6 protein-coding genes are annotated in these 14,453 nt (G+C 71.5%); 2 read left to right on the forward strand and 4 right to left on the reverse strand.

Going from position 1 to position 14,453, the window contains the following annotated elements:
- Positions 1-38 precede the first annotated feature (38 nt).
- Both OG625_RS36155 and OG625_RS36160 read right to left on the reverse strand, forming a co-directional pair.
- The gene (locus OG625_RS36155; RefSeq protein ID WP_329389446.1) at positions 39-2,504 is read right to left on the reverse strand and encodes a SpoIIE family protein phosphatase; all 2,466 of its coding nucleotides are present in this window, start codon (positions 2,502-2,504) and stop codon (positions 39-41) included.
- Positions 2,505-2,631: 127 nt separating this feature from the next.
- The gene (locus OG625_RS36160) at positions 2,632-3,219 is read right to left on the reverse strand and encodes a TetR family transcriptional regulator (RefSeq protein WP_329389448.1); all 588 of its coding nucleotides are present in this window, start codon (positions 3,217-3,219) and stop codon (positions 2,632-2,634) included.
- A gap of 98 nt (positions 3,220-3,317) precedes the next feature.
- Here OG625_RS36160 and OG625_RS36165 point away from each other — a divergent pair, with 98 nt between their 5' ends.
- Complete coding sequence (locus OG625_RS36165) at positions 3,318-4,301, forward strand: aldo/keto reductase (RefSeq protein ID WP_329389450.1); 984 nt, start codon at positions 3,318-3,320, stop codon at positions 4,299-4,301.
- A 48-nt stretch (positions 4,302-4,349) separates the two neighbouring features.
- Here OG625_RS36165 and OG625_RS36170 read toward each other — a convergent pair whose 3' ends face one another.
- The gene (locus tag OG625_RS36170; protein ID WP_329389452.1) at positions 4,350-5,441 is read right to left on the reverse strand and encodes a PP2C family protein-serine/threonine phosphatase; all 1,092 of its coding nucleotides are present in this window, start codon (positions 5,439-5,441) and stop codon (positions 4,350-4,352) included.
- 80 nt (positions 5,442-5,521) lie between these two features.
- A complete protein-coding gene (locus tag OG625_RS36175; protein WP_329389454.1) occupies positions 5,522-8,623 on the reverse strand; it encodes an AfsR/SARP family transcriptional regulator in 3,102 nt (1,033 codons plus the stop codon).
- A gap of 167 nt (positions 8,624-8,790) precedes the next feature.
- Here OG625_RS36175 and OG625_RS36180 point away from each other — a divergent pair, with 167 nt between their 5' ends.
- Positions 8,791-14,412, forward strand: coding sequence for an RHS repeat domain-containing protein (locus OG625_RS36180; protein WP_329389456.1), 5,622 nt, complete (start codon positions 8,791-8,793; stop codon positions 14,410-14,412).
- Positions 14,413-14,453: the final 41 nt, after the last annotated feature.

The following is a 14,453-nucleotide window of genomic DNA, read 5'->3' on the forward strand; positions in this document are numbered from 1 at the left end:
CACCGCCCCGCAAGGGGACCGGACACCGGACCCGCCCGTCAGGCGGGGGGCAGGCTCTGTTCGGACCAGACGGTCTTGCCTCCCCTGGTGTAGCGGCTGCCCCAGCGGTGCGAGAGCTGGGCGACGATGTACAGACCGCGACCACCCTCCTCGGAGTTCCTCGCACGCCGCATCCTCGGCTGCGTGTTGCTCGAATCCGAGACTTCGCACGTCAGGGTGTCCGCGTGGATCAGCCGGAGTCGGACCGGGCCCCCGGCGTGCCGAATGGAGTTGGTGACCAGCTCGCTGACGATGAGCTCCGTGCTGAAGGCGAGCTCGTCGAGGTCCCAGGCGGTCAGCTGGTCCAGGACGAGATGGCGCGCGTCGGCGACGACCGCCGGGTCGGCGGCGAGCCGCCATGTCGCGATGGAGCCGGCATCCACCACCCGGGTACGGGCGAGCAGGAGGGTGACGTCGTCCCTCAGCCTGCCCGGCGGCAGCCCTTCCACGATGTCGTGCCGGGCATCGCGCAGCGGCCGGCCGAGTACGTCCGCGCGCAGCAGGCGGGCCGCCAGATCGTCCATGCCCTGGTCGATGTCCCCCTCTCCGCGTTCGATCAGGCCGTCGGTGTACAGGGCGAGGACGCTTCCCGGCGGCAGCTCGCGTTCGACCGGCTCGAACGGCCATCCGCCGACCCCCAGGGGCGGGCCGGGGGACAGGTCGACGTACTCCACGGTGCCGTCCGGGCTGACCACGGCCGGAGGCGGATGTCCGGCGCTCGCCATGACGCAACTTCGGGTGACCGGGTCGTAGACGGCGTACAGGCAGGTGGCCCCGGCCGGTCCGGCGGGCAGTGGCGTGCCGGCGTCGCCGTCCTCCGAGTCGTCGCTCTCGGCCTCGGTGACGACCTGCAGAACCATGTCGTCCACGTGCGCCAGCAGTTCCTCGGGTTCCAGTTCCAGGTCCGCCATCGCGCGTACGGCGCTGCGGAGGCGTCCCATCATGGCCGTGGCGTGCAGTCCGTGACCGGCGACATCGCCGACCACCAGGGCGACCCGGGCCGACGACAGGGGGATGACGTCGAACCAGTCGCCGCCCACGCCGCTGTCCGCGTCGGCCGGCAGGTAGAGGCCGGCGGCTTCCAGCGCGGGCCTTTCCGAGGTGGCCGGCGGGAGAAGGCTGCGCTGCAGGCCCACGGCGGTGCGGCGTTCCTTCGTGTACCGCCGGGCATTGTCCACGGCGATGGCCGCACGGGCGGCGATCTCCTCCAGAAGTGCCAGGTCGTCCTCGTCCGGCGGGGGAGCGTCCCCCGTGCGCCAGAGCGTGAGCCTGCCGAACCTGATGCCCCGGGCGCACAGCGGCGCCGTCATCGCCGCATGCGCACCCGGTACCGCGGTGGCCCACTGCGGGGCCGCGCCGTTCCCGGGCCCCGTGGACCGGGCTCTAAGGCCGGTGACCAGCTCTCCCCGGCACTCCCGCGCCCCGGGCGCGGTCGGGTTCGGAGGGTGGGGAACGGCTTCGGCGAGGGGAGCCGTGAAGTGGACCGTACCCGTGGGCAGCGCGTCCGCTTCCGCTCCGGCGACGGCCATCCGGATCAGGGGCAGCGTGAGATGCCCGTCGGCGGGTGGTTCGCCGCCGGTCAGAACGGTCTCCGCGAGATCCACCGCGGCGCAGTCGCCGAACGCGGGCGCCAGGACTTTGACCAGGTCCTCGACGGTGCGCAGGACGGACAGCGAACCGCCCAGCGCTCCGGTCGCGCGGTACAGCAGGTCCAGGCGTCCACGCGCCCGCTCGTGGTCGGTGACGTCGGTGAACACCGCCGCCACACCCATCGGATGTCCGTCGGGTTCCTGAAGCCGGAACGCCTGGATGGTCACGACCCGGCCGCCCCTCGGGTCGTCCAGGGTGCGTGCGGTCGCGTTGAAGCCGATCAGCGGGTTCCCGCTGTGCAGGACCTCCCGCAGCCGGTCGTCGATGATCCGCGCGTCCTCGGCCCACAGGAAGTCGGCCAGCCGTCGGCCGGTCAGGTCGACGGGCACCCCGGTGTAGGGCAACAGGTGCGTGTTCGTCCGCAGCAGGCGCAGCTCCGCGTCGAAGACGGCCAGGCCCACTCGGCCCTGCAGGAAGAGTTCGTGCGTGAAGGCGTGGTCCTGCCGCCACTGGGCCACGAGACCCAGGGGCGAGCCGATGACGAAGCAGCGGGCCGCGTCCCCGTGCGCGCCGTCGTCCAGCGGTATGACGCGGAAGCCGATCTCCAGCTCGCGTCCTGAGCCGTGCCGCAGCGCGGCCCGGCCCTCCCACCCTTCCCGGGCCCCGTGCTTGCCCTGGGCCAGAACCGCTTCCCAGCTGCTCGCGTCCGCCAGGAGGTCCCGTACAGGTCGGCCGCACACGTCTGCGGACGTGCGATCCAGGAGGATTTCGGCCGCCGGTGTCCAGGCGATGACCGTCCCGGCATGGTCCAGCAGCGCCGCGGCCGTGTTCGTGACAGCGAAGGGATAGTCCTGGTTGCTCTCGGTGGCGCGCATGCGTGCCCATCTCGTCCGCCGGTCCCGCTGTCCTCATGCTGGTCGATGTCCGCGGCGGGGGCCAGAGGCGTTACGCCATCCGGTACCGCTTCGGGCGTCGGCCCGCAGTGTCCGGCGAGCTCACGCCTCAGCTCGCGGTCCCGGGCGGTGCGGTGATCCGGCGTACGGACTCCACCACCGCCGCCCGGTGGCGGGCGAGCTGCTCCGGTACCCAGTCGCCGCCCGGCCGGCCGGCCGCCGGTCCGCCCACCGTGCCGAACCACGCCTGAGACGTGGCCACCACCATCGCCAGCAGGTCGGCGGCGTCCATTCCGGCGGTGATCCGGCCTGCCTGCTGAGCCTTCCGCACTGCTGCGATCTTGGCCTCGTAGGCGGCTTCCTCGGTGGCCGTGCCCCCCGGACGCTCCAGCCGCTTCCACAGCACCAGACGCATCAGCGGTGGCCGCTCGACGAGGTGGTCGAAGATCGCGCCCGCGTAGCCGGGCAGGTCGTCCGCGTCGAACGGTACGGACTCCGAGCCGGTCTCCAGCGCCCGCTGGAGCACGGCGTCGAAGAGCTGCTCCTTGTTCCCGTAGTAGACGTAGATCAGCCGTTTGTTCGCCTGTGCGGCCTCGGCGATGCGGTCGACCCGCGCCCCGGCGATGCCGTGCGTGGCGAACTCTGCGAGTGCCGCATCGAGCAGGCGTGCCTTGGTCGCGCTGGAATCCCGTGCCATGTCTCGAGCCTAGCAAGTAACTATCTGGTTATTGACATCCACCGCGGGGGCGGTGCATGGTCTACCTATCCAGTTAGTTACTTATCAGGGAGACCGCGATGGACATCCGCACACTGGGCAGCAACGGACTGAAGGTCGGCGCCGAGGGACTCGGGCTGATGGGCATGAGCGCCCACTACGGAGCCACGGACGAGGCCGAATCGCTCGCCACCATCGACCGAGCCCTGGAGCTCGGCGTCACCCTGCTCGACACCGCCGAGGGCTACGGCCCCTTCCACAACGAACGGCTGCTCGGCAAGGCCCTGGCCGGCCGCCGCGAAGCCGCCGTGATCGCCACGAAGACGGGGGTCGAGTTCACCGACGAAGGCGCCTTGCGCGGGCACAACGCGACCCCCGAGTACATCCGCCGCTCGGCCGACCGCTCCCTGCGCCACCTCGGCACCGACCACATCGACCTGTACTACCTGCACCGCATCGACCCGGACGTGCCCGTCGAGGAGAGCGTGGGCGCCCTCGCCGAACTCGTCGCCGCCGGCAAGGTCCGCCACATCGGCGTGTGCGAGGCCGCGCCCGCCACCATCGCCCGCGCCCACGCCGTCCACCCGCTGACTGCCGTGCAGACCGAGTACAGCCTCTTCGAGCGCGGCATCGAGCACGACGGCGTCCTCGACACCCTGCGCGAGCTCGGCATCGGGCTCGTCGCCTACTCCCCGCTGGGCCGGGGATTCCTTTCCGGCGCCATCACCAGCCCGGACGACTTCGCCGCCGACGACTTCCGCCGCACCGACCCCCGTTTCCAGGGCGAGAACTTCCGCCGCAACCTGGCCGTCGTCGACCAGGTGCGCCGCCTCGCCGCGGAGAAGGGCGTCACGCCTTCGCAGCTCGCCCTGGCCTGGACCCTGCGCCAGGGCGCGGTGCCCATCCCGGGCACCAAGCGCCGCGGCTACCTGGAGGAGAACATCGCCGCCACCGCCGTGACGATCACCGACGAGGATTTGGCCGCCATCGACGCCGTGGCCCCGCACGGCGTGGCCGCGGGCGACCGCTACGCCCCCGAGCTGATGAAGTCGCTCAACGGCTGACGGCGCGGCGCGCGGCGTCGAACGGCCGGCGCGCAGGGGGCGCCGTACTCAGGGCTCGCACAGGCGTACGGCGAGGGCGGCGATGTCGTCGTCAAGGCGTCCTCTGCTGTAGCGGAGGAGATCGTGGTGCAGAGCGCTGAGCAGTTCGCGGGGTGCTGTCGGGGGCTGTCGACGCATCCAGGCCGCCAGCGGGAAGAATTCGCCGTCGCGGGCGCGGGTCTCGGCGATCCCATCGGTATAGAGGAGCAGCAGGTCGTTGGGGGCGAAATCGAAGGTGTCGACGGTGTACTGATCGCCGATCAGCTCCGCGAGGCTGAGCAGTGGAGACGGATCGGTCGACTCGAGGACACGGAGTTTCCCGTGGTGCAGGAGCAGTGGCGGGGGGTGTCCGCAGTTGAGGATGTCGATACGGCTGCCCGCGTGCGGGATCTCGACGAGAAGGGCCGTGGCGAAACGTTCCATCGGCCCCTCGGGGGGAAAGGCGGAGTTGTAACGGGTGCTGCTGGCGTCCAGCCTGCGTGCGACGTCGACCATGTCGGTCTCGCCGTAGGCCGCCTCCCGGAACGCGTTGACGATCGCCGCGGCCGCACCCACCGCCGGCAGGCCCTTGCCCCGCACGTCACCGATGAGCAGCCTGACCCCGTACGGCGTGTCGACCACCTCGTAGAAATCCCCGCCGATGCGGGCCTCCGCCGCCGCCGCGAGGTACAGCGACTCGATCTCGATGCAGCCGATGCGACGCGGCAGAGGGCTCAGCACCACCTGCTGCGCTGCATCGGCGACGAGCCGCACCTGGAAGAGCGTGCGCTCCCGCTGGAGCCGCAGATGGCTGCCGTACGCGGCGGCCACGGTGACCGCGATGATCCCCGCGGCCGTCCACCACGTCCCCAGATCGGGGAAGACGAGGCTGAGGCCGATCATCAGAAGGAGGCAGACCGTCCCGAGCAGGACGGTCGGGAGCACCGGCCACATGGCGGCGGCGAGGGCCGGCGCCGCGGGCAGAAGGCGGCTGAAGGCCATTTCCGGCGGAGTGGTGTAGGCCAGGCTTGCGATGACGACGGTCAGGATGACCGGCGACAGCCGCACAAGTCTTCCCGGGCCGGAGCGCCTATGGAGCCGCGGCCGTCCGGACTCGATCATACGTCCCAGAATATCCGCGTAATGAGGGCATAGCGCTCTGACGGACAGAGCCGGCTGCCCGCCCCTCCGGCTTAGCGCGGTTACCCGGACTGTCCCGCCGGGGTCACGGGCACCGCCGGGCCGGGCGGCGCCGGCGATTCCAGCAGTTCCCGGACGGTGTCGGCCTCGGGCAGGCCCATGCGGGTGAAGAGGTCCAGGGCCCGGCGCCAGTGCGCGGCGGCCTCGTCCGCCCGTCCCAGGGCGGCCAGCGCCCGCCCGATGCCGTCCAGTGCAAACGCCTGGTTGCACCTGTGGTCGATGGCGGCGGCGATCTCCAGGGCCTTGCCGTGGTGGTCGAGTGCGCGTGCCGGTTCGCCGCGGTCGAGGTGCACGGCGCCCGCGACGAGGTGGGCGAGGCCGGCCGGCTCGGGCCGGGTGACGGCGCTCAGGAGGTCGAAGACCTGGCCGAGGAAGACGAGCGCGTCGTCGGTGCGGCCGCGCGTACGGTTGATTTCGGCCAGTTCCACCAAGGCCTTCGCCTCGATGGCCGGGTCGTTCAGCTGCCGGGCGGCCGCCAGGGCCTCCTGGAGGTGCCGGTGCCCTTCGTCGTGCCGTCCGAGCTTCCCCTCGGCGGCGCCGATGCCGATGAGGGCAAGAGGTATGCCGTACCGGTCGCCGATCCGGCGGTCGATCGCCAACGAGCCGGCCGACGCCTCGACTGCCCCGGCGAAGTCGCCCAGCATGTACCGGATGTGACCGAGCAGCCAGAGGGCGACGCCCTCCTCCCGGGGCGATTCCACCTCCTGCACCGCGGCGAGCGCCTGTTGCACCCCGGAGAGGGCCGCCGGATAGTCGCCGAGACGTTGACGGAACAGCGCCACGCGCGTCAGCGTGACGATCTCCCGGCGGCGGTCGCCGAGTTCCCGTACGAGGGCCAGCGCGCGCTCGCCGCAGTCGAGGGCGGCCCCGGGTTCGTCCGCACCCCAGTGCGCCACCCCGAGGTTGAGCAGGGTCAACGACTCGGCGCCGCGGTCCCCGGCGCCGCGGGCGGCGTCGATGGCCGCGGTGTGCGCGGCGACGGACTCGTCGTGGTGGCCGCCGACCCGCAGGTAGTCGGCCAGGTTGAAGGTGATCTGCCAGGCGTGGGCGGGCAGGCCGTGGGCGGCGGCGATCCGCACCGAGGAGAGGAGGTTGGCGCGTTCGGCGCAGCACCAGTCGATGACCGCCGGGACCCCGCTCAACTCGGGGACGTCCAGCGGCGGATGCGTCAGCTTCGGCTCGGTGGCGAGCCGGCCGGGGGCGAAGGCCTCCCGGGCCAGGGCGGTGGTGTGCAGGTGGTAGTCGAGGAGCCGGTGGACGGCCTCACGCGTGCTGTCACCGTCACCTTCACCGTCGGCGAAGCTGCGGGCGTAGTCGCGGACCAGGTCGTGGAAGGCGTAGCGCCCGGGCAGCCGTTGCGTGAGCAGGTGGACGTCCAGCAGGCTCTCCAGCAGCCGTTCGGCCTCGGCGACGGGGATCCCGGCGAGCGCGGCCGCCGTGAAGACGTCGACGTCCGAGCCGGGGCAGACGCCCAGTAGCCGGAACAGCCGCCGCTGCACGACATCGAGCTGGTCGTAGGAGAGCGCGAACGCCGCGGCCACCCGCTGGTCACCGACCGCGAGTTCGGCCAGCCGCTCGCTCCTGCGCAGGCGCCCGGCCAGATCGGCGACGGTCCACAGCGGACGGTGGCGCAGCCGGGCCGCGGCCATCCGGATGGCCAGCGGCAAATGGCCGCACAGCGCGACGACCTCCGCCACCTCGGCCGGCCCGTCGTCCGTCCGGCCGGGACCGGCCACCCGTGCGAACAGCGCGACGGCCTCGGCCTCGGGCAGCACGTCCAGGGAGAGCGTGGCCGCGCCGGGCAGGTCGGCGAGGCGGCGACGGCTGGTGACCAGGACGAGCGACCCGGCGGTACCGGGCAGCAGCAGCCGCACCTGCTCGGCGGTGGCCGCGTTGTCCAGGACCAACAGGACGCGGCGGTCGCGCAACTCGTCCCGCCAGACCGCCGCCCGGTCGTCGGGGGAGTGCGGGATCCGTTCGGGCGGCACGCCGATCGTGCGCAGCAGGCCCGCCAGCGCCGCCGCCGGCTCCAGCGGCCCGCGGCCCGCGGTGTGGGCGTGCAGGTCGAGGAAGAGCTGCCCGCCGGGGAAGCGGGCGGCGAGGTGGTGGGCCGCGTGGACGGCCAGCGTCGTCTTGCCGACGCCCGCCATGCCGTCCACGGTGGAGACGACCAGCGCGGCGGGCGCCTCGTCGGCGACGCAGGACAGCAGCCGGGCGAACTCCGCCGCCCGGCCGGTGAAGTCGGGCACGTCGTAGGGGAGCGTGCACGGTCCGGACGACGCCCGCGGACCGTCGGCGGCCTGCGCCGCCTCCCCCGGCGGCACCGCTTCCGGCTGCGCCGGGACTGCGGACGGGTTCGCGGCTCCCAGGCCCTGATCGGAGCGCAGGACGTGCGCGTGGGCGGCCCGCAGTTCCGGTCCCGGATCGAGCCCGAGCTCATCGGCGACGGCCCGTCGCGCCGTCTCGAACACCCGCAGTGCGTCCGCCTGCCGCCCGCAGAGGTGGAGAGCGCGCATGAGGTGGGCCGCGAGCGACTCCTTCACCGGGTGTTCCGCGACGAGGTCGGTCAGTTCCGCGACGAGGTCGCGGTGCCGGCCGAGGGCGAGATCGGCCGCGATGCGCTGGTCGAGCGCCTGCAGGCGCAGCTCCTCCAGCCCCGCGCACAGCCGGGCCCGGGCCAGGTCGGAGGCGGCGTCGGCCAGCGCCGGGCCGCGCCACAGCCGTAGTGCCGAGCCCAGCAGCTCCGACCGGTCGGCGGCGTCCGGAGTCGAACCCGCCCGCCGCACCAGTGCCTGGAAGCGGTGGGCGTCCACCCGCCGGGGTTCGGTCCGCAGCAGATAGCCCTCGCCCTGGCGGTCGAGCGAGGCGATCTCCGGTGGCAGCAGGGCGCGGAGCCTGCTGACGTGGCTGCGCAGTGCGCCCGGCGCGCCCGGCGGAGGCTCACCGTCCCACAGCAGGTCCGTCAGCCGCTCGTCGCTGATGCTGCGCCCCGCTTCGAGCAACAGCACAGCCAGCAGGAGCCGTTCACGTTTCCGTGGGACGGCCAGCGCCTCACCCGTATCGCCGTCCAGTACTTCGACGGCACCCAGTAGCCGAAACTCCACGAGCGCCACGTTAGCGGCATGTACATGATCTCGCGCAAGCCCGTGGCAACGGCTGCGCAACACCGCTCCCCGAACCTCGGGGCCAAGGACCCTGCCCTGGGGGTCCGTTGGCTCGAGGAGATGCGTTGCCACGAAGGAAACCGGTGCCGGAACGCCGGAGATCACCGATGAGGACGAGTGCGGCGGTCCTGGCGCTCGTCCTGCCCGCGATGGTGCTGCAGACGGCCCCTGCGCTCGCGGGGGAGGACCTGGCACCGCACAAGGCGCCGGCGCCGAAGTCGGTGCCGGTCACCACGCCCGGTGCGACCAAGCTTTCCAAGCGCACGGACGTGTCCAAGCACGTCACCGCGGAGAAGCCCGTCAAGCTCCGTACCGAGAACCTCTACGTGGCGGCGGCATCGTCTGCTACGACGGGAGGTGGCGCACCGTCAGGAAGCTTTGCAGTCACGCCCCTAGCCGCTTCTTCAACCTGGAACTCCGGTGGTTCGTCAGGTGCCTTCACCTGGAGCTACGCCATGCCCGCCCCAGCCGTGGACGGCGCCCTCGCCCCGCGCCTGGCTCTCGGCTACTCCTCGCAGAGTGTCGACGGCCGCACCGCCGCCACCAACAACCAGCCCTCCTGGGCCGGTCAGGGCTGGAACTTCGCGCCCGGCAGCATCGAGCGCCGCTACAAGAGCTGCGCCGACGACCTTGGTGGCAACAACGGCCAGACCAAGACCCAGGACCTGTGCTGGGGCACCGACAACGCGACCCTGTCCATGGACGGCGCCGCAGGCGAGCTGATCCCCGTTGATGCCCAGGGCACCACCTGGCGGCTGAAGAACGACAACGGCATGCGCGTGCAGCGCCTGACCGGCGCGGCCAACGGCGACGACAACGGCGAATCCTGGATCGTCACCTCGCAGGACGGCACCCAATACCACTTCGGCTCCCGCTCTGCGACGAAGTCGGTCTACTCCGCACCGGTCTTCGGCAACAACGCGGGCGAACCCTGCAACAAGCCCGCGCTCGCGGACTCGTCCTGCGCGCAGGCCTACAAGTGGAACCTCGACTACGTCGTCGACCCGCACCACAACACGATGACGTACACCTACGCGCCCGAGACCAACTACTACGCGCGAAACAACAACACCGCCTCCGGCACCAGTTACATACGCGGGGGCCAGTTGGAGCGCATCGAATACGGCACCCGCGAGGGAGTCGCCGGCACCGCCCCCGCCCGCGTGGTCTTCGAGACCGCTGAGCGCACCAACCCCAGCGGCTCACTGCCCGACACCCCGGTGCAACTCAACTGCGCCCCCGGCGCGTGCACCCAGACGGGCCCGTCCTTCTGGACCCGGAAGCGGCTGTCCCGCGTCGTCGCCCAGAAGTGGAACGGCACCGCCTACACGGACGTCGACTCCTGGACGCTGCGCCACTCCTTCCCCAGCAACGGCGACGGCACCCCGCCCGCCCTCTGGCTGGACGGCGTCACCCACACCGGGCACGTCGGCGGCACGCTCGCCATGCCCGAGATCGTCTTCGACGGCGTACAGATGCCCAACCGGGTCAACGAGACCGAGGGCCCGCTGATGAACTGGTGGCGGATCAAGTCGATCCGCAATGAGTTCGGCGGCACCACCACCGTCACCTACTCGGACAAGGACTGCTCGGCCGGTAGCCTGCCCGCCTCTCCGGAGAGCAACACCCGCCGCTGCCTGCCCGCCGTCTACGAGAGGGATGGCCAACCGAAGCTGGAGTACTTCCACAAGTACGTGGTGAACAAGGTCGTTCAGAACGCCAACCTGCCCGGCGACCTCTCCACCCCCGCGGAGACCTCCTACGAGTACGTCGGCGCGCCCGCCTGGCACTACGACAGCGAGGACGGCCTCGTGCCCGCCTCGCGCAAGACCTGGTCGCAGTGGCGGGGCTACGGCAAGGTCCGCACGATCGGCGGCAACGCGGCCGAAGGCGCACGCTCGTTGACCGAGACCACGTACTTCCGCGGTATGGACGGCGACAAACTGCCGTCCGGCACACGATCGGTGACCGTCACCGACTCCGAGGGCACGGCCGTGGCGGACGCCGCCGCACTGGCCGGCGCCGTGCGCGAGAGGGTGACGTACAACGGGGTCGGCGGCAAGGAAGTCTTCGGCACCATCAACGACCGGTGGGTGTCCGCCCCGACGGCCACGCGAACGCAGAGCTGGGGGACGCAGGAGGCCCGCCTGAGCGGTGTGGCGAAGACGCGCACTCGCACCTCGGACGCAGCCGGCACGGTCGTGCGCCGTACGGGTACCGAGACCACCTACGACCCGGCCTACGGCAGCGTCCTGAAGCAGCTCGACCAGGGCGACCTCTCCACCACCGCCGACGACCGCTGCACCCGCACCGAATACGTGCGCAACGCCGGGATCTGGCTCGTCATGCTGCCCAGCCGTGTGGTCACGATGGCCGGCGCCTGCACTGACATGCCCGCCGGCGCGGACGTCCTCGCCGACACCCGCACGTACTACGACGACGCCACCACGCTCACCGCCTCGCCGACGACCGGCGACCCGACGCGCACCGAGACGCTGTCCGACTGGAACGGAAGCACGCCCGTCTACGTGACGACGGCGCGGACGGTCTTCGACGCGTTCGGCCGCCCGACCTCGGTCTCCGACGCGCTCGGCCGCACCACGACCACCGCGTACCTGACCGGCCCGACCCGAGTGAAGGTCACCAACCCGCTCGGGCACACCGTCACCGTCGAGAAGGACGCGCGCGGGGCGACCACCGCCGAGACCGACGCCAACGGCAAACGCACCGACGCTGAGAGCGACCCGCTCGGCCGCGTCCGCAAGGTGTGGCTGCCCGGCCGCACCAAGGGCACCGACGGACCCAACAGCGAGTTCCAATACGCGCTGAACAGCGGAAAGGCGAGCGTGATCACCACACGAACCCTCGCCCCCGACGGCAGCTACCGCACGTCGTACGCACTTGTCGACGGCCTGGCCCGCTCCCGGCAGACGCAGGCACCGACGCCCGCGGGCGGACGCACCATCGCCGACACCGTCTACGACTCGCGCGGCCAGGCCGTGAAGACCAACGCCGCGTACTTCAACAGCGCGCCGGCGGGGTCCGAACTGGTCGTCGCCGCCGACTCGGCGGTGCCCAGTCAGACCCGCGCCACCTACGACGGCGTCGGGCGCGTCACGGCCTCCGCGCTCTACAGCTCCGCCGTCAAGAAGTGGGAGACGCTGTCCGGTTATGACGGCTTCAAGGTCAGCGTGACCCCCCCGGCCGGCGGCACCGCGACCACGACGGTCCGCGACGCCCGGGGCCTGGTCACCGAACTCGACCAGTACCAGGCGCCGGCCCCCACCGGCCCGGCTGACATCACCCGCTACGTTTACGACCGCGCGGACCGTCTCACCTCGGTCACCACCCCCGCCGGACGTGTCTTCACCACCGAGTACGACGTGCGCGGCCGCAAGACCCGCACCACCGACCCGGACCGCGGCGCCATCACGTTCACCTACGACGACTCCGGACAGCTGCTGTCCAGCACGGATGCCGAGAACCGGTCCTTGCACTACGGCCACGACGACATGGGCCGTAAGAAGACCCTGCGGGAGGGCGCTCGGGACGGCACACTTCGCGCGAGCTGGCTCTACGACACTCTTGCACTCGGGCAGCTCACCTCCACGACCCGCCAGGTGGGCAGCGCCCAGTACGTCCTGAGCACCACCGGCTACGACGATGGATACCGCCCGACCGGCACCTCCGTCACCATCCCCGCCACCGAGGGCGCGCTCGCCGGGACGTACCCGGTGACGATGACCTACACGCCCACCGGCCAGGTCGCGACCTCCAGCCAGCCCGCCGTGGGCGGCCTGCCCGCTGAGAAGCTCTTCCACACCCACGACACCTTCGGCAACCCCCTGCGGCTGGAAGCCCAGGACGGCGCCGACACCGTCCGCACGACGTACGTCCGCAACGCCCTCTACACCCCGCTTGGCCAGACCGCCCAGATCAGCCTGGGCGCGCTGGGCCGCTCGGTGTGGCTGAGCAGTGAGTACGACCAGGCCAGCGGCCGCCTCACCCGGTCCGTCACCGACCGCGAGGTCACTGGCAAGACCCAGGGCGACGCGCGCTACACCTACGACCAGGCGGGCAACGTCACCGCCATCTCCGACCAGCCCGGCGCCACGACGGGCGTCCCCGCCGACCACCAGTGCTTCCGCAACGACTACTTGGCCCGGACCACCGAGGCGTGGACGCCCTCCACGGCGACGTGCGGCAACCCGGTGGCCCCGGCCGCCGGTGACCCGGTCAAGTACTGGGAGTCGTTCGTCTACGACAAGGCGGGCAACCGCACTGGCCACACACTGCGCCTCGGCTCTGGTACAACCGGCCAGGTCCTCGCCTACCCGGCAGCCGGCCAGCCGCGCCCCGACCTGCCCGGCTCGGTGACCACCACCAACCCCGACGGCACCCAGCGCACCGACACCTACGGCTACGACCAGACCGGCAGCAGCACCTCGCGTCCCGGGCAGCAGCTCACGTGGGACGCCGAGGGAAGGCTCGCCAAGGTCACGGCCGGAGCCGCCACGACGGAGTACGTCTATGACGCGGACGGCACCCGCCTGCTGCGCAAGGACCCGACCGGCACCACGCTCTACGCCGGCGGCATGGAACTGCGGCTCTCCGGCGGGACGGTGACTGGTACGCGCTATTACGGGCACGGCGACCGCATCATCGCGATGCGAACGGGCGGAGGTGCGCCGACCTGGCTGTCGTCCGACCACCACGGCACGTCCACCCTCGCGTTCGCCTCCGACACGCTCGCCGTCACCCGCCGTCGATCGCTCCCCTTCGGTGAGGAGCGCGGGCCCAAGGTCACCTGGCCGGACGACCACGGCTTCCTCGGCAAGTCCAGGGACGCATCCACGGGCCTCACCCACCTCGACGCCCGAGAATACGACGCCTCGCTGGGGCGGTTCGTGTCCGGTGACCCCGTCCTCAACACCAACGACCCGCAGCAGCTCAACGGTTACGCGTACTCCAGCAACAACCCGGCCACGCTGAGCGACCCGTCCGGCCTCGTCCCGCTCGACCCGGACACCGGCCGCCCGGTCAACGAGTCGCATCACGACGAGGATCAGATGGATTACAGCCGGGACTACATGAGGCCGCCGGTGGCGACCTGCACCCCGGGTGTCGGTCCGTACTGCTCGGGCCCCGTGGCACGGCCGGTACCCGCACCGGTGAAGAGGGAAGTCCAGAAGCCGTGGTGGCTGGGCGGTGGTGTCGGCTGCGACACCGCACCGCCGCCGCCGCAAATCAGCCAGATGTCCCCCGAGGATTCGAAGGCGTTCCGGGAAAAGTTGGCCAGAGAAGAGGCGGAGAGGAAGGCGCTGGAAGCACAGAAGAACGGCCTCAACCTCCAACTGTGCCTCGGTGCCGGAGTGCAGTCCTTCATCGCCAGAGGCGCTGAGGGCTGCATGGTGATGGGCACCGCCGGCGTTGTCTTCACCGTCGCCGGCAAGGTCGGGGTGGGTGGAGCACGCGTCGGAGCAGGCGGGTCTATCGGCCTGAACAATGCCGAGAGGCCCGAGGATCTCGGCGGCACCGACTACGGCGTCTCCGCCGGCGGCGGCTTTCTCGGCGAGGTCGAGGTCGGCGCGACCACGAACCTCGAGGGCGGCCGCGCGTTCACCGTTGGTGGCGGCGTGGGCGTCGGCGCGGGCGTGAGCGGAACCGTGTCAAAAACCATGTGGTACGTCCCTAAATGGCTGGGCGGTGATGGCAAATGGCACACGTGAGACCACCGGAAGGCGAGGAAGGCGGCGGCCGAAGCCACCTC

It is taken from the genome of Streptomyces sp. NBC_01351 (genome assembly GCF_036237315.1).
Classification (GTDB): domain Bacteria; phylum Actinomycetota; class Actinomycetes; order Streptomycetales; family Streptomycetaceae; genus Streptomyces.